The following is a 16,585-nucleotide window of genomic DNA, read 5'->3' on the forward strand; positions in this document are numbered from 1 at the left end:
TTCGCGGCTAAGCCTTTTCACGCCGCCCTCGCCTGCTTGCGGTAATCCATGATCCGCTGCTCGACCACGGGCCGGAAATGCCGGAACAGGCCTTGAATCGGCCATGCCGCGGCATCGCCCAGCGCGCAGATCGTATGCCCCTCTATCTGCTTGGTCAGCTCCAGCAATACGTCTATCTCCTCGATCGTCGCGTTCCCGGTGACCATGCGCCGCATGATCCGGTACATCCACCCGGTCCCCTCGCGGCACGGCGTGCACTGCCCGCAAGATTCGTGCATGTAGAATTTCGCCAGCCGCGCGATCGCATAGACGATGTCCGTCGATTTATCCATGACGATCAGACTTGCGGTGCCAAGCCCGGATTGCGCCGCGCGCAGGGAATCGAAATCCATCACCACGCTGTCGCAGATATCCTTGGGCAAAAGCGGTGTCGACGACCCGCCGGGAATGACCGCCAGCAGATTGTCCCACCCGCCGCGCACGCCGCCCGCGTGCTGTTCGATCAAATCCTTCATCGGGATGCCCATGGCTTCTTCGACGTTGCACGGATTGTTGACGTGCCCGGAAATGCAGAACAGCTTGGTACCCGTGTTCTTGGCATCGCGACCGATACCGGCGAACCATTCCCCGCCCCGGCGCAGGATGGTCGGCACAGACGCGATGGTTTCGACGTTGTTGACCGTGGTCGGACAGGAATAAAGCCCCGCCATGGCCGGAAACGGCGGCTTGTTGCGCGGTTGCCCCTTTTTGCCTTCCAGCGATTCCAGCAGCGCGGATTCTTCCCCGCAGATATACGCCCCGCCACCGCGATGCAGTTCGACGTCGAAATCCCAGCCCGAACCGGCGGCGTTCTTGCCCAGCAATCCCGCCTCGCGCGCCTCGTGGATCGCCTTCCAGACGTTGGAACTCTCGTCGTAAAACTCACCCCGGATATAGATATACGCCTTGTGCGCGCCGATCGCGTGCCCGGCGATCAGGGCGCCTTCCAGAAGCTTGTGCGGCTCGTGCCGCAGAATGTCCCGGTCCTTGCAGGTGCCGGGTTCGGATTCGTCGGCGTTGATGACCAGATAATGCGGCTTGTCCGACGGCTTGGGCATGAACGACCATTTCATGCCCGTGGGGAATCCCGCGCCGCCGCGCCCGCGCAGGCCGGATTTTTTCATCTCCTCGATGATCCAGTCCTTGCCCTTGGCGACGATCGCCCCGGTGCCGTCCCAATCGCCACGCGCCCGCGCCGCGTCGAGCGAGAAACTTTCCCAGCCATAGATGTTTTTGAAAATCCGGTCGCTGTCGGCAAGCATTACGCCACCCCCGCCTTTTTGGCCTCGGCGACCAACGTCGTGGGCCCGGCCGCCGACATCGATGCCCGGCGCCCGTTCTGCGGCCCCTTGGGCACGTCTTTGCCGGCGGCAAGCGCGTCGATGATCTCCTTCATCCGCGCGGGCGTCAGGTCTTCGTAATATTCGTCGTTGATCTGCACCATCGGCGCGTTGACGCACGCGCCAAGGCATTCGACCTCGGACAGCGTGAAATTCATGTCCGGCGTGGTTTCGCCCATGTGGATGCCCAGCTTTTCCTCGCACGCCTTGACGATATCCGCGCTGCCGCGCAGCCAGCACGGCGTGGTGGTGCAGCACTGGATATGATGCTTGCCCACGGGCGCGAGGATATACATCGAATAAAACGTCGCGACCTCGTAAACCTTGATTTTAGGCATCTCCAGAATCCGCGCGATTTCGTCCATCGCGACTTCGGGGATCCAGCCGCCGCCCGATTTCGCCTCACCCGCCGTCTGGCGCATCACAAGATCGAGAAGCGGCATCACCGCCGATTGCTGGCGCCCTTCCGGATAGCGGGCGATGATCGCCTTTACCTTCGCCATATCCGCAAAGGCGAAATGTTCGGGTTGCTGGTCTGGCGGGGCGATGCGCGGCTTCATGGGCGGCCTTTGGGCGATCTATTGGAATATGAAGGATATTCCGCGTCTTTGTATCCAAACCGCGCCCGCTTGTCCACCCCGTGTCCACCCCGCGCGCGTTGCCCGAAGCGCCGAATTCCGGTAATTTAAAGGGGTGACGACACAACCCGCCGCCCCCGCGAACCCCGCCGACATCAGCCTTTGGCGCCTTGGCAACGCCGTACTGGCGCTGGCACCGGCGTTTTTGCTTAATGCACAGGACGTTTTCATGGTCACCCAGATCATGGGCCCAAGCCACGCCCTGCTGGCCCTGCTGGCCCAGACGCGGGCGGGCGTCTACCGCCACGCGCCGGGCAAGATCGTGTTTTTTCTGGCGCTGTTCGCCCTCGCCATCGCGGCGGGCGTGCTCAGCCCCCTGAGTTTCGTGTTTTTCGTCAGCACCTTCTTCGTCCTGCACAACTTCCTTGACGACATCGTGCTGTTCAACACCACCCCGACATGGCGCACACAGACATTGACCGCCTTCGCCTTCATCGTCTTTGAACTGATCAACGTCGATTCCACATACAACACCGGCCTGTTGCCCGGACATATCGGGCCGTTGGCCATAGGCGGCGTCGCTCTATGCGCGGGGGTGATGCTGGGCCAGTCGAAAACCCCGCAATTTCCGTTTCTGGTCTATATCGCCGCCCACGCGCTGGGCCTGCTGGCGCTGGCATGGCTGGTGCCGGGCGGGCTTGCGGTCGAAAACGTCTTTTGTTTTCTGGTCCTGTGCCACTACCTCAATTGGTATGTGTATATCTATAAAAAGAAACGCGCGCGCACCGACCGACCGCAGGAGCTGCGCGCCTATCTGCGCCAGGCCATCGGCAGCAATGCGTTTTTCGTAAGCCTGTTCATGCTGTGCGCGTGGGGCGTCGGCTTTGACGGCATGGCGGGCGGCATCGCCGCGCTGGTCTATTTCGGCGTGTTTCAGGCCATCGCCTTCAACGTCTTTACCTTCATGCATCTGGCGATGACGCTGCGCCCCGGCGATTACGTGCCGCGTATCAGGCCCCTGCCGATGACCGCCGCCTGACGCCGCGCGCCCACGCGATCAGCGGCAATTCGATGCGCCGGTAACTCGCCCACCCCAACAACAGCGAAAACACGAAACACGCAACAGCCACGACCACGCGTTGCGGCATCGTCATCACGAACAGCGATTGCAAAACCGCATAGGCCGGTACATAGACGAAGATATGGCTTAGATAGATCGAATAGGTGCTGTCCCCCAGCTCGACCAGCCAGCGCGGCTTATTGCGCGCCTCGACGAACGGCGTCAGCACCGCGCACCCGACCATGGTCCCGGAAAATGCGGCCGTCAGCAGATGGAAGACGAACGTATCCGGACGATCCAGAAACAGCGCATAGGTGCACCAGTGCAGGACAAAGGCGACGCACCCCACGCCCAGCGCCGCCGCGCGTGATACGTCGAACCGCACCCCCCGCGCATAGGCATAACCCAGCACGTTCCCGGCCAGAAATTTCAGAATGGTCGACGACGTCCAGAAATGCAGCGCCGCCCACGCTTCAGGCACGAAGGGGCGTATCGCGGCCATGGCCAACGCCCAGGCCGCCATGAACGCAATGCCGCGCCGCCCCGGCATCATCAGCCCCAGCATGAACACCGCGTAAAAATACATCTCGAAATTCAGCGTCCATCCGGCGGGCAAAACGGGCCGCACCCATAAATGACTGCCGCCGAACACATCGCCCATCACCTCGGTGCCATAGGGAATGAACAGGTACGACTTGATCGCGTGGACGAAATCCGGCGCCTGAAACCCCGCATTGTTGCCAAGGAGCGCACCCGCAAGAACGGCCAGCGTCGTATACACCCAATAAGTCGGCACCAGCTTGGTGATCCGCGCCCAGGCGAATTTGCGCGCCGCCGCGAGGGTGCCGGTCTGCCCTTGCGTGATATAGACCATCACGAACCCCGACCCGACGAAGAAAATATCCAGCATCCCGTCCGACGCGTTGCCGATCAAAAGCACCAGCCAGCGCGGCACGTCCGGCGCAAGGAACGGATCGCCGAACGCGGCGGCAAGCCCGATATGCGCGCTTAAGATCACGAAGATGCCAAGCGCGCGCATTACCTGAATGCTCTGGATCTGGCGCTGGGCGCTGGAATGCGGAACGGCGTCTGGCTTCATGCCACACCAGTGTACCGGACCCTCCGCCCGGACCACAAGCCGCGCTAGCCGCGCCCGCCGAGCACAAGCCTTAACACGGGGCGGGATGGATCGTCCCCGCCCGGACTGGATGCGCGTTCCAATACCTGAAAAACCATGTCATGAACACTCGCCGCACCGATCACGCTGTCAAATCCTGCAACCGGGTAAACACGCGCGCCAAACCTCACGAACCGCGACTTGATGTCCGACAGAGTATCCCCGGCTTCCAAATCGCTCGTGATCTTCTTGCCCAATGCCTGAAATCCCTCTCGCGCGGGTTTGAGGATAGGCGGCTGCACGTCCATTTCCACACCCTGCAAACCGCCGGCGTCATTAAACGCCATACGCATGAAATACACCTGCCCGCAGAATACCAGCCTGCAGGTCCGGCCTCGATTGAATGATTGCCGATTGGCCATAAACCGAAAACTAGCGCAGTACGCGCTTAACGGTCAATTTCTCCGAACACGATGTCCATCGACCCGATGATCGCGACCGTATCGGCCAGCATATGCCCCCGCGACATGAAGTCGAGGCCCGCAAGATGCGCGAAACCCGGCGCGCGGATATGGCATTTATACGGCCGGTTGGTCCCGTCCGACACCAGATACACGCCGAATTCGCCCTTCGGCGCTTCCACGGCGGTATAAGTTTCGCCCGCGGGCACGTGGTAGCCTTCGGTATAGAATTTGAAATGATGGATCAGCGCCTCCATCGACATCTTCATTTCACCGCGCGGCGGCGCGGTTACCTTGTAATCGTCGCTTTTGACCGGGCCGCCCGGCATTTCGTTCAGGCATTGCCGCATGATTTTCAGCGACTGGCGCATTTCCTCCATCCGCACGATATAGCGGGCATAGCAATCGCCCGTCTTACCGACCGGAAGGTCGAAATCCATTTTCTCATACACGTCGTAAGGCTGGCTTTTACGCAGATCCCACGCCACGCCAGACGCACGCAGCATCGGCCCGGTAAAGCCCCAGTCCTGCGCCTGTTCGCGGCTGACCACGCCGATGCCCACCGTGCGCTGCTTGAACACCCGGTTTTCGCTCAAAAGTCCTTCCAGATCGTCGATCACCTTGCCGAACGTCTCGGTCCACGCCCAGATATCCTCGGCCAATCCCTTGGGCATGTCGTAATTCACGCCGCCCGGGCGGATGTAATTGGAATGAAGTCGCGCGCCGCATACGCGGTCATAGAATTCCATGCCCTTTTCGCGCTCCTCGAACCCCCACAGCGCGGGCGTGATCGCGCCGACGTCCAGCGCGTATGTGGTGATGTTAAGGATGTGGTTGAGAATCCGCGTCAGTTCAAGGAACAGCACGCGGATATACTGCCCGCGCGCAGGCGGCGCGATGCCCAGAAGCTTTTCCACCGCCAGCGCGAAGCAATGTTCCTGATTCATCGGGCTGACGTAATCCAGCCGGTCGAAATACGGCAGGGCCTGAAGATACGTCTTGTATTCGATCAGCTTTTCGGTGCCCCGGTGCAACAACCCGATATGCGGGTCCGCCCGTTCCACCACCTCGCCGTCCATCTCAAGAATCAGGCGCAACACCCCGTGCGCCGCCGGATGCTGCGGCCCGAAATTGATGGTATAGGGCTTGATCTGCGTTTCGTCGCCCACCGCGCGCATCTTGCCGGTGGCGTCGTCCAGCATCACGACCTCGCGTGCCGCGCTCATATCGCACCCCCGTCTTCGTCCGCATTCTGTCCACGGTAATTGACCGGGCCGATTTTCTGTTTGGTCGCCTTCTCGTCGCCCGGAAGCTGCATGGTGGTCATCGCCTCCCACGGACTAAGATTGTCGAACACGCGGAAATCCTGTTGCAGGGTCACGGGTTCGTACACCACGCGCTGCAGGGCCGTGTCATAGCGCAGCTCGACAAACCCGGTCAGCGGAAAATCCTTGCGCAGCGGATGCCCTTCGAACCCGTAATCCGTCAGGATGCGGCGCAGATCGTCGTTGCCTTCGAACACGATGCCATACATGTCCCAGACTTCGCGCTCCAGCCACCCGGACGAGGAAAAGACTTTGGCCGCGCTTGGCACCGGCGTGTCCTCGTCGGTGGCGACCTTCACCAGCACGCGGCGGTTGTGCCGCATCGACAGCAGGCTGTACACCACCTCGAACCGGTCGGGCCGGGCAGGACGATCGACGGCGGTAATGTCGATCAGCTGCGTGAACGCGGCCTCCGCATCGTCGCGCAGGGATTTGAGCAACGCCGCGATCTGGTCGCGCCGCGCGTGGAGGATCAGTTCGTCCTGCGCGAATTCATGGCCCGATATCATGGCCGCGTACCGGCCCGCCAGCGCCGCGGCCAGCGCAACCATCGCCTCAGACGGGGATTTCCGCGCGCTCATCTTACGATCCTCGTATCTTCGCGCTGGATTTTCTTCTGCAATTGCAAAATGCCATAGACCAGCGCTTCGGCCGTCGGCGGGCAGCCGGGCACGTAAATATCCACCGGTACGATGCGGTCGCACCCGCGCACCACGGAATAGGAATAATGGTAATACCCGCCCCCGTTGGCGCACGACCCCATGGAGATCACCCAGCGCGGCTCCGGCATCTGGTCATAGACGCGGCGCAGCGCGGGGGCCATCTTGTTGGTCAGCGTGCCCGCCACGATCATCACGTCAGACTGGCGCGGGCTGGGACGCGGGATGACCCCGAAACGGTCAAGGTCGTAACGCGACATATAGGCATGGATCATTTCGACAGCACAGCATGCAAGCCCGAAGGTCATCGGCCACATCGAACCCGTGCGCGCCCAGTCGAACAGCTTGTCCACCTGCGTCAGCACGAATCCCTTGTCGGTCACTTCCTGCGCCACGCGCGCGGCGAATTCGTCCTGCTGTATCGCGGGCACCGGAACGTTCGGCTGCTTCAGGGCCGTATGCGGGGCAATGATGACGTCGCGTTCATGGCTCATGGCTCGATCCTCGTCCTATTCCCAGTCCAGCGCGCCTTTTTTCCATTCATAGACGAATCCGACGGTCAGAACGCCCAGAAACACCACCATCGACCAGAAACCCGGCATCCCGATATCCTTGAGCGTCACCGCCCACGGGAACAGGAACGCGATTTCAAGATCGAAAATGATGAACAAAATCGACACCAGATAAAACCGCACGTCGAATTTGTGCCGCGCGTCGTCGAACGCGTCGAACCCGCATTCATAGGCGGCCAGCTTGTTGGCGTCCGGACGTTGCTTGCCCGCCAGCCACGAACCGATCAGCATGGCGACGCCCAGACCGGCGGCAATCGCCAGAAACACCAGTATGGGAAAATAATCGGCCAGAAAGGAAGACGATGCGAACAAGGTCGAGGCGGCTTGGATTGGCGATTGGGACTCGGACATGGAAACCCCGGAAAATAAAAAAACGCTGAATGGCGCGAGTGACGGGACTTGAACCCGCGGCCTCCTGCGTGACAGGCAGGCGCTCTAACCAACTGAGCTACACCCGCGTAACCTATACGTTCAGGCAGTTTAGAAAGCCTGCGCGCTTCGGTCAATTCAGCGTTGCACGGTGTATAGGGGAAATCATGCCCCGGCGCAATATCTTGTTAAGCCCGAAAAGCGGAAAAATCAGATCGTCAGGCGGGGCTGCTCCGGGGTCGGCCTGAACAGAAGCGGTTTCACCGCAACCACGATCGGTTGGGAGAATTCATGCATGCTTACAAAACCTGCGCGTTGGTCGAAAAGCGCGCACAACATCGCGTTGGCATGCCGGGCATTGTAAAAAATCCGCCCGCCCGGCGCGGCGTCGGGGGCCATCTCGAATTGCCGGTAAATGGGCGGAATTTCAACATTTGGGTTTGACGACCAGGTCAGGTGGTAATACCGCCCGTCCCGCGACACCGCCTCACCGCCGATGCGGGCCACGAACGCCTCGATACCTTTGTTATCGCTGACAAAGCCGTAAATCTCCGCCTCGCGCACGGGTCTTAGGCTGCGCGCATCCTCGACGTCGTGCAACTCGGTGATATGCGTGGCATGCCTGCGCGGAAATTCATAGCCGCCGGTCACGCCCTCCAGCGTACGGCGCGTGGACAGATCAATCGCATAACAGGTATAGGGCTGCTTCATAAATGTTTTCATAAATCAAAGGGGGGTGGTCGTCAAATATGAAAAGGGAAAAGCACAAAGACAAAGTAATTGGCATAATTTTTATTATTATGTATAAATAGACCCATGCTCAGAAATAAAAACCGCATTGAACGTGCCCATTTTATCAACGACCTGAAAATCGGGGGCAAACTCGACGCCAGCGAACGCGAACGACTGGCCGCTTATGAATTCGACAAGGGCCCCGTTACCATCTGGGAACAGATCGACCGCTATGGCCTGATCGTCAAACGAGATCGCGGCCCGCAACGCCATGACGAATTTCTGCGCACGATAAAACAAACCGGCATAAACCTTAAGAAATCGCTGTTTACCCAGCAGGAAATCGCTGCTCTGGCAAAAGCGCTCCACGATTATGTGAGCGGCTTTTCACTCCATGCCAATCAAGGCACGCCGCAATACACCGTTGTTTACTGGAAGACATCACGAGGCGGGCTGCAATACAGCACCATACCGGCCGGTATGTCCAGACAGCCCGCACCATCCAGACCCTGAACCATCTCAGGCAAACCCAAGGGCTTCGGCCACGGCGGGATGCACGATCTTCCCGGCATGGACGTTGACCCCGCCTTTCAGGCCCGGATCCTCGGCACAGGCGCGTTCCCACCCCTTGTCCGCCAGTGCCAGCACATAAGGCAGCGTCGCGTTGTTCAGCGCCTGCGTGGAGGATTGCGGGTACGCCCCCGGCATGTTGGCGACGCAGTAATGCGACACGCCCTCCACTGTATAGACCGGGTCGTCATGCGTGGTGATACGGCTACTTTCAAAACATCCGCCCTGGTCGATGGCGATATCCACCAGCACCGCGCCCGCCTTCATGGCTTTCAGCATCTCGTTTGTGATCAGCTTGGGCGCCGCCCCGCCGGGCACCAGCACCGCGCCGATGACGATATCCATGATCGGGGCGTAATGCTGAATTTTGGCGGTGCTGGCCGCGACCACGTTGGCGGATGTGCCGAAATATTCGTCCAAAAACCGGATGCGGTCGGGGTTCTTTTCAAAAATGCTGACCCGCGCCCCCATGCCCACGGCGACGCGCGCGGCGTTGAACCCCGCCACCCCACCGCCCAGCACCAGCACCTTGGCCGGCTCCACCCCCGGCACGCCGGAGATCAGCCGCCCCAACCCGCTCTTGTGCTTTTGCAAAAAGAACGCCCCCATCACCGGTGCCATGCGCCCCGCGATTTCCGACATCGGCGCCAACAGGGGCAAACCGCCCCGTGCGCCCGTCACGGTTTCGTATGCGATGGCGGTGCAGCCGGATTCCATCAGCCCGCGCGCCTGTTTCGGGTCCGGCGCAAGGTGCAGATAGGTAAACAGAACCTGCCCCGCGCGCAGACGCTTCCATTCCGCTTCCTGCGGCTCCTTGACCTTGACGATCATTTCGGCGCGCGCGAACACGTCTGCCGTGTCCGCCGCGATCTCGGCCCCCGCCGTGCGGTAATCGTCGTCCCGCGCGCCGATCCCCTGCCCCGCGCCGGCCTCAACCAGCACTTTATGCCCGTGATGCACGCATTCGGCCACGCTTGCGGGGTTCAACCCCACGCGGTTTTCCTGTGCCTTGATTTCCTTGGGTACGCCGATAAGCATGGTTTTACCTTTCTGCCGGGAACGAACACTATACCCCGACCACGGCGCATTTCACCATGCAGTGCGGAAAGCGGAGCTAGTCACCCACCGGGATCGTAAGAAACCCCCTCACGCTTCATTTTAGCAATTCTGGCCCGACGGAAAGAACCTTGAAAACAGGCTAATATCCGCCTTTGCCATCCCGATGTATAGGAACGTCGCTCAAAAAAAGCGACATCGTTAGACGTATAACCCAACAAATTCCCTAACGGTTTTATACCCGCGTTTTCCAACGTTTGGTTTAAAGCATAGAACACCACAGAAGGTGCCAAATGAGCGCGCAGCTGCGCTTCCATTTCAGGCAGTTGATGCGCCATATCCAACCGGGCATACAGATCAACTTTCTTTGCCTCCACGATGTGTAAATCGTAACATCCCAACGCCCCCGATTTAACGGCCCGCTTTAACTTGTCTTGCGATGCAAGCGAAAGCTCACACAAAGGAAATTCCTCAATACCTATTTTTCCAGACAAAATATTTTCGACAGATTTTTCAAAAATGCAGGACTGTGTGACTGAATTATAACCAAGCCTGCGAAACAGTCTTGCGGCCACATGGCGGGCATCGATTTTCTCTGTGGATCGAAATGTCTGCATCCTGATGCGGTTGCCCGCATCAAGGTCTTCTTCTTTACGGCCACCATTAATAAAGCGTTCCAAGGCTGCGATATAAGCCAGCCCTTCGGCTTCATACTCTTGTCGATAATAGACTGATACAAATTCATTGATCTTGACGCTATCGCCAAAATCCACGCATTGCCGGACCAACCGCCCGTCATCGACAGCATCCTGTAACAATCTTTGCGCTACAGAATTTTCATCCCCCAGGGTGCGGAATATAAACCCCATTGGCTTTGATCCATTGGCCAGCAAAAATGCATCCTGAGCACCATGGGGACCGATGACCCCAAAGTAATCGCCTGCCCACTCCATAGCCCGCTGCCAAATGTCCTGAAGACGCATAGAGCAAGATTATGCAAGCCCGATTTATAAAGGGTTAAAAATTATACTAGAATCAACACTCGACGTAATGATCGGGTGTGGCATGCGCCTTTTCCTTGGCGCGGTACATCAGGGCGTCGGCGTTTCTCACCAGCGTTTCCGAATCGTGGAATTCGGCAGGACCGGTCTGCATGATGCCGATTGAAAAACTGATTCCCCTGGTATTGCCCGCGTCCTCGAAACGCATGATCAGGCGTCGGCACGCCTCGCAGGCCTGCTCGCAAAGGGCTTTGGGCATGACGATGGCGAATTCGTCGCCGCCATAGCGCACGCAGTAATCGACCTCGCGGAACGTTTCGCATATGGCGTTCCCTACCTGCTTTAAAATCCGGTCGCCCTCGAGGTGGCCATGCGTATCGTTGACGGCCTTGAAACCATTGAGATCAAGGAAGATCAGCGCCATCGGCCAGGCATTGCGCTCCGCCACCAGAATCTCCCGGTGCAGGGCTTCAAAAAACGCCTGCTGGTTCAAAAGCCCGGTCAGGCTGTCATGCGTCGACAATTGCTGCAGACGTTGGGTGCGCGCGTTGAAATTCTCCTCCGCCGCGCGGGCATGGCGCTCCAGATCCTGACGCGCGCTGACGACCTCAGCCTCCAGCGACGAAATATAGGTATCGAAGACCAGCTGCATGTCGAACAACATCAGCTTGTGCAAGGCATGCGTGCGATCCTGACAAAGCTTGGAACCGGCCGGACTTTCCGGAAACGTAGCAATCTGCTGGCAGATCAGGGATTCCAGCAGGTTGACCGCGGAAAGATATAATCTGGCGGCGACCCCGATGCGCTTGTGCACCCTGCCGATCCGAAGCCGTTTGTTGACGTATTCCAGATCGTAAAACCCGCTGAACAGCTCCACAACATAGCGGCGCATGGCCTGCTTCAGCCGTTCAAGCGTTTCGCTGTCGCCAATGACCAGCTTCACTTCGGGATTGGCGGTCAGGGATGTGTAATACTCTTCGACAAGTTCCTCAGCCGCGGCGCTCATCGGCTCTTTCATCTGCAAAAGGAAGCCAACGTCATCGTCGGTGAAATCAAGCAGGTATTTCCGGTAGGCAATGTCGCGCTCGGTGATCCGCATCTGCTCGGCCAGGGTTTCCTGCACCTGCGAATGCTGGCTTTCTTGATTTTGCTTCATGCAATGCCTCAGGCCCCAGAGAACAGCGATAGCACAATGCGATTCAGGATATATGATTTCTACTTTAAGTTGAACATCACTTTTTAAGCATCACCTACATGTACAGTGCAGCACAAAGGAAAATCCCCTTCAATACATAAAACGTACATAAAATAGTGCGCACTGCAGGGCCAACCGTGCGCAGCACGGCAAACACAAAAGCCTGCTCAATCCCTGAAATGGTGGGCACTGCAGGGCCAACCGTGCGCAGCACGGCAAACACAAAAGCCTGCTCAATCCCTGAAATGGTGGGCACTGCAGGGATTGAACCTCCGCGCGCCTTTGGCGCGCTAAGCTTTTACGTTCGCAGGTTCAACCCTGCCTTATAAGGTCGGAAAGAAATCGATGGTGGGCACTGCAGGGATTGAACCTGCGACCCCATCCGTGTGAAGGATGTGCTCTCCCGCTGAGCTAAGTGCCCCCTGATGAAAGGGTAATTTCAAAGGTCCGGGCTTTTTAGTCGTTCGGCCCGCAAAAGTCAAAGACTATAGGGAATTTACATGGCCCTTTGAGGGCCCACGCGGCTTACCCGCATGAAGATACGCTATGGGGGTTCAAAACCCTCATCATCCTGCACAGCAAAACATTGATTGAAAAGTGGTGGGTGATGAGGGGTTCGAACCCCCGACCCTCTCGGTGTAAACGAGATGCTCTTCCGCTGAGCTAATCACCCGGCGCGAGGAAACCAAAATCCACAAACAAAAGCAAGCGCCCGATAAAAAAGCGGCCGGATCGAAACCCGGCCGCCTGATAAAAAAGCCGCTGGAAAATCCGGCGGCGTATTGGAAATTAGCGCTTGTTGACAGCGTCTTTCAGCGCCTTGCCGGCAGCGAATTTCGGCTGCTTGGAGGCGGCGATTTTGATCGGGGCGCCGGTACGCGGGTTGCGGCCGGTTTGCGCCTTGCGGTTCGTGACTTTGAAGGTGCCGAAACCGATCAGTTTCACTTCGTTGCCTTTTTTCAGGGACGCGGTGATCGCGTCGAGAACGGCGTTCAGGCACTCTTCGGCTTTGGTTTTCGACAGGTCGGTCGATTTGGCAACAGCGGCCACGAGGTCAGTCTTGTTCATGGAGGAACCCCCAGTTTGTTGTTGAGAAGCTTCATACCCCGTGCGTGAACATCACGCATCTTCCTTGGGTGTGAAACCGGTGCCGAAAACAACCCGCAACACTAGGTTTTAGGCGGTTCTAGCGGCACCGGGGTAAACTAATAGGCCTATTTTTCAGGGCCGTCAATGATGAATCACGTCTGAAGCCCCGTTTTCTGCGGCCTGTGGGGCATCCTGCGCTATATCCGATTCGGGCTTGCGCGCAATAGGCGTCGGAATCGACGTCAACGCATGGGCGAGAACCTGATCGATGCTGGTGACCGGCACGATTTCCAAACCTTTTTTGACGTTGGCGGGGATGTCCTGCAGATCCTTCTCGTTTTCCTCGGGAATCAGGACCTTTTTGATGCCCCCGCGCAGCGCGGCCAGAAGCTTTTCCTTCAACCCGCCGATCGCGGTGACATACCCGCGCAGGTTGATTTCGCCTGTCATCGCAATGTCGCGCCGCACCGGGATTCCGGTCAACGACGACACGATCGCGGTGACCATCGCCGCCCCTGCGGACGGCCCATCCTTTGGCGTTGCGCCATCCGGAACGTGGACGTGGATCTGCTGTTTTTGCAACTTCGCGTAATCCACGCCGAACTGATCCGAACGCGATTTGATCAACATCTCGGCAACCACGATCGATTCCTTCATCACGTCCTGCAGACTGCCGGTCATGGTGACCTTGCCGTCCTTGCCGGGCATGGTGACCGCCTCGATCGACAGCAGATCGCCGCCGGTTTCGGTCCAGGCCAGACCGGTAACGACGCCGACGCGGTCCTGCTCCTCCACCTCGCCGTAGCGGTATTTGCGCACCCCGGCATATTTGCCCAGATTCGCGGCAGTCACGCGCAGGCTGGTGCGCCGCGCCATCAGGATATCCTTGATCGCCTTGCGCGCAAGGTTGGCCAACTCGCGCTCCAGCGAGCGCACGCCCGCCTCGCGCGTGTAATAGCGGATCAGGTCGCGCACAGCGTCGTCGGTGATCGAAAACTCGCTTTTTGAAAGCCCCGCCGCCTTCATCTGCTTGTCCAGCAAATGCTGACGCACGATGCCGAGTTTTTCATCCTCGGTGTATCCCGACAGACGGATGATCTCCATCCGATCCAGCAAGGGTTGCGGCATCCGCAACGAGTTCGCGGTGCAGATGAACATCACGTCCGAAAGGTCGTAGTCGATTTCAAGGTAATGATCGTTGAAATTGTGGTTCTGTTCAGGGTCCAGAACTTCGAGCAACGCCGAGGACGGGTCCCCGCGCCAGTCGGAGCCAAGCTTGTCGATTTCGTCCAGAAGGAACAGCGGGTTGATCGTCTTGGCCTTTTTCATGCCCTGCACGACCTTGCCCGGCAGCGCGCCGATATAGGTGCGCCGGTGCCCACGAATTTCCGATTCGTCCCGCACGCCGCCCAGCGACATGCGCACGAAATTACGCCCCGTCGCCTTGGCGATGGACTGCCCCAGCGAGGTCTTGCCCACGCCCGGCGGGCCGACAAGGCACAAAATCGGCCCCTTCACCTTGCCCTTGCGTTGTTGCACGGCAAGGTATTCAAGGATGCGCTCCTTGACCTTTTCAAGCCCGTAATGGTCCTTGTCCAAAATCTGCTTGGCCTTGCGAAGGTCTTTAAGGACCTTCGATTTCTTGCCCCACGGCACGCCCAGAAGCCAGTCCAGATAATTGCGCACCACCGTCGCCTCGGCCGACATCGGCGACATTTGCTTGAGCTTTTTAAGCTCGTTCTGCGCCTTGGCTTTGGCCTCTTTCGACAGGCGCAGCTCGACGATCTTCTTCTCGATCTCGCCGACCTCGTCGACGCCGTCTTCGCCGTCGTTCAATTCCTTCTGAATCGCCTTGAGTTGCTCGTTCAGATAATACTCGCGCTGCGATTTCTCCATCTGGCGCTTGACGCGGCCGCGGATGCGTTTTTCCACCTGCATGACGCCGATCTCGTCCTCGATATGGCCAAGGATCGAATCGAATCGCGCCCCCGCCGACATCGTCTCCAGCAGCTTCTGCTTGTCGTCGATCTTCAGCGCCAGATGCGACGCGATGGTATCCGCCATCCGGTCCGGCTCGGTAATCTGGTTGACCGAAACGATGACTTCCGGCGGAATTTTTTTGTTCAGCTTGACGTATTCCTCGAACTGCTCGGCGGCCGTACGCGCCAGCACGCGCAGTTCCTCGGTATCGCCTGTTTCCACGATCACCGGCTCGACATGCGCCTCAAGAAATTCGGTGCGCGGGGTAAATTCGACCACGCGCGCGCGCCGCACGCCCTCCACCAACACCTTGACCGTGCCGTCCGGCAGCTTGAGCAGCTGCAGGATCGTTCCGGTCGTCCCCATGCGGTACACATCATCCGCACGTGGGTCGTCCTCGGACGGGGTTTTCTGGGTCAACAGCAAAACCTGCTTGTCGCCCTGCATGACATGTTCAAGCGCCTTGACCGAACGCTCGCGCCCGACGAACAGAGGCACGATCATGTGCGGAAACACGACGATGTCGCGCAAAGGCAGAATCGCCATCACCGGCGCATTGGATGCGGACGCTGTCCCGGCGGCTTCGCCCGCCTTGTCTTGATCGTGGCTCATGAAATTTCCCCTGACTTGTACCCTGAACGCCGAACTTGGCCGCCGCGTTTAAACGGCACATTATCCCCGCACACCTTCGACTTCAGCATGCCAAAGGTGAACGATTCCTTAATTTAGGACTGTATGCCTAAAAATCAAGATCGAACGAAAAACAGGCAGAAATACGCCCTATTTCTTTTCTTCTGCCTTCGGCATGTCGGAACGCGACGCGATGACATGGTCGATCAGGCCGAAATTCTTGGATTCTTCGGCGGACATGAAGGTATCGCGGTCCATCGCCTTTTCAATGGCCGAAAGCTTCTGCCCCGTCTGCTGGACGTAAATGCCGTTGAGCTTTTCGCGCAGCTTGAGAATCTCGCGCGCCTGAATCTCGATATCCGAGGCCATGCCCTGCGCCCCGCCGGACGGCTGGTGCACCATGACGCGGGAATTGGGCAGACAGTAGCGTTTGCCCTTCTCTCCGCAAGTCAGCAGAAGCGAGCCGGCCGATGCCGCCTGCCCGATACACAGCGTGGCGACGTTGCACTTGACGTAGTTCATCGTGTCCATCATCGCGAAGGCCGAGGTCACAACCCCGCCCGGCGAGTTGATGTAAAACGCGATGTCCTTGGTCGGGTTTTCCGATTCCAGAAACAGAAGCTGGGCGCAGATCAAGCTGGCCACATGGTCGTGCACGCCGCCGGTCAGGAAGATGATGCGCTCCTTGAGCAAGCGGGAAAAGATGTCATAGGCGCGCTCGCCGCGATTGGTGACTTCCACCACCATCGGGACAAGATCCATCAGGACGTCTTCGTAGAATTCGGAACGGGGCAAGCGGGCCATGGAAAACC

General features: G+C 58.7%; 18 protein-coding genes and 3 tRNA genes. 2 read left to right on the forward strand and 19 right to left on the reverse strand.

What is annotated here, in order from left to right; all coding sequences use genetic code 11:
- Positions 1-17: 17 nt before the first annotated feature.
- Positions 18-1,301: an NADH-quinone oxidoreductase subunit NuoF gene (nuoF, locus tag H6866_00840; protein ID USO07811.1), complete on the reverse strand. Its 1,284-nt coding sequence runs from the start codon at positions 1,299-1,301 to the stop codon at positions 18-20.
- The gene (gene nuoE, locus H6866_00845; protein USO07812.1) at positions 1,301-1,939 is read right to left on the reverse strand and encodes an NADH-quinone oxidoreductase subunit NuoE; all 639 of its coding nucleotides are present in this window, start codon (positions 1,937-1,939) and stop codon (positions 1,301-1,303) included. Before nuoE ends, nuoF begins: the two co-directional genes overlap by 1 nt.
- Positions 1,940-2,072: 133 nt before the next feature.
- Here nuoE and H6866_00850 point away from each other — a divergent pair, with 133 nt between their 5' ends.
- Complete coding sequence (locus H6866_00850) at positions 2,073-2,996, forward strand: hypothetical protein (protein USO07813.1); 924 nt, start codon at positions 2,073-2,075, stop codon at positions 2,994-2,996.
- Here H6866_00850 and H6866_00855 read toward each other — a convergent pair.
- From H6866_00855 to H6866_00890, 8 genes are all read right to left on the reverse strand, one after another.
- On the reverse strand, positions 2,968-4,116 hold the full coding sequence (locus H6866_00855) for an acyltransferase (protein ID USO07814.1): 1,149 nt from the start codon (positions 4,114-4,116) through the stop codon (positions 2,968-2,970). The two genes, H6866_00850 and H6866_00855, sit on opposite strands and share 29 nt — an antisense overlap.
- A gap of 44 nt (positions 4,117-4,160) precedes the next feature.
- A complete protein-coding gene (locus tag H6866_00860; protein ID USO07815.1) occupies positions 4,161-4,487 on the reverse strand; it encodes a hypothetical protein in 327 nt (108 codons plus the stop codon).
- A gap of 95 nt (positions 4,488-4,582) precedes the next feature.
- Complete coding sequence (locus tag H6866_00865) at positions 4,583-5,797, reverse strand: NADH-quinone oxidoreductase subunit D (protein USO08539.1); 1,215 nt, start codon at positions 5,795-5,797, stop codon at positions 4,583-4,585.
- A 20-nt stretch (positions 5,798-5,817) separates the two neighbouring features.
- Positions 5,818-6,471 (reverse strand): NADH-quinone oxidoreductase subunit C, encoded by a 654-nt coding sequence (locus H6866_00870; GenBank protein USO08540.1) that lies wholly within the window; start codon positions 6,469-6,471, stop codon positions 5,818-5,820.
- Positions 6,472-6,497: 26 nt separating this feature from the next.
- Positions 6,498-7,073, reverse strand: a complete 576-nt coding sequence (locus H6866_00875) for an NADH-quinone oxidoreductase subunit B (protein USO07816.1) — start codon at positions 7,071-7,073, stop codon at positions 6,498-6,500.
- Positions 7,074-7,088: 15 nt separating this feature from the next.
- Positions 7,089-7,502, reverse strand: coding sequence for an NADH-quinone oxidoreductase subunit A (locus H6866_00880; GenBank protein USO07817.1), 414 nt, complete (start codon positions 7,500-7,502; stop codon positions 7,089-7,091).
- Positions 7,503-7,532: 30 nt separating this feature from the next.
- Positions 7,533-7,609, reverse strand: a tRNA-Asp gene (locus H6866_00885).
- 121 nt (positions 7,610-7,730) lie between these two features.
- Positions 7,731-8,231, reverse strand: a complete 501-nt coding sequence (locus H6866_00890) for a hypothetical protein (GenBank protein USO07818.1) — start codon at positions 8,229-8,231, stop codon at positions 7,731-7,733.
- Between the two features lie 105 nt (positions 8,232-8,336).
- On the opposite strand from H6866_00890, the gene H6866_00895 reads away from it, so the two are divergent.
- Positions 8,337-8,765 (forward strand): hypothetical protein, encoded by a 429-nt coding sequence (locus tag H6866_00895; protein USO07819.1) that lies wholly within the window; start codon positions 8,337-8,339, stop codon positions 8,763-8,765.
- A gap of 6 nt (positions 8,766-8,771) precedes the next feature.
- On the opposite strand, the gene ald is transcribed toward H6866_00895, so the two are convergent.
- From ald to H6866_00940, 9 genes are all read right to left on the reverse strand, one after another.
- Positions 8,772-9,860, reverse strand: coding sequence for an alanine dehydrogenase (gene ald, locus H6866_00900; GenBank protein ID USO07820.1), 1,089 nt, complete (start codon positions 9,858-9,860; stop codon positions 8,772-8,774).
- Positions 9,861-9,940: 80 nt separating this feature from the next.
- Positions 9,941-10,861: a hypothetical protein gene (locus tag H6866_00905; protein ID USO07821.1), complete on the reverse strand. Its 921-nt coding sequence runs from the start codon at positions 10,859-10,861 to the stop codon at positions 9,941-9,943.
- 52 nt (positions 10,862-10,913) lie between these two features.
- A complete protein-coding gene (locus H6866_00910) occupies positions 10,914-12,035 on the reverse strand; it encodes a GGDEF domain-containing protein (protein USO07822.1) in 1,122 nt (373 codons plus the stop codon).
- A gap of 94 nt (positions 12,036-12,129) precedes the next feature.
- Positions 12,130-12,330 (reverse strand): hypothetical protein, encoded by a 201-nt coding sequence (locus H6866_00915; protein ID USO07823.1) that lies wholly within the window; start codon positions 12,328-12,330, stop codon positions 12,130-12,132.
- 90 nt (positions 12,331-12,420) lie between these two features.
- A tRNA-Val gene (locus H6866_00920) sits at positions 12,421-12,495 on the reverse strand.
- A 177-nt stretch (positions 12,496-12,672) separates the two neighbouring features.
- Positions 12,673-12,747: transfer RNA gene (locus H6866_00925), tRNA-Val, on the reverse strand.
- A gap of 116 nt (positions 12,748-12,863) precedes the next feature.
- Positions 12,864-13,142 carry an HU family DNA-binding protein gene (locus H6866_00930; protein ID USO07824.1) on the reverse strand — a complete coding sequence of 93 codons (279 nt, stop codon included), beginning with the start codon at positions 13,140-13,142 and terminating at the stop codon, positions 12,864-12,866.
- Positions 13,143-13,304: 162 nt separating this feature from the next.
- Positions 13,305-15,755, reverse strand: coding sequence for an endopeptidase La (gene lon / locus H6866_00935; protein USO07825.1), 2,451 nt, complete (start codon positions 15,753-15,755; stop codon positions 13,305-13,307).
- Between the two features lie 168 nt (positions 15,756-15,923).
- Positions 15,924-16,535, reverse strand: coding sequence for an ATP-dependent Clp protease proteolytic subunit (locus H6866_00940; protein ID USO08541.1), 612 nt, complete (start codon positions 16,533-16,535; stop codon positions 15,924-15,926).
- Positions 16,536-16,585: the final 50 nt, after the last annotated feature.

This window comes from Rhodospirillales bacterium, assembly GCA_023898805.1.
GTDB lineage: Bacteria > Pseudomonadota > Alphaproteobacteria > Micavibrionales > UBA1664 > UBA6145.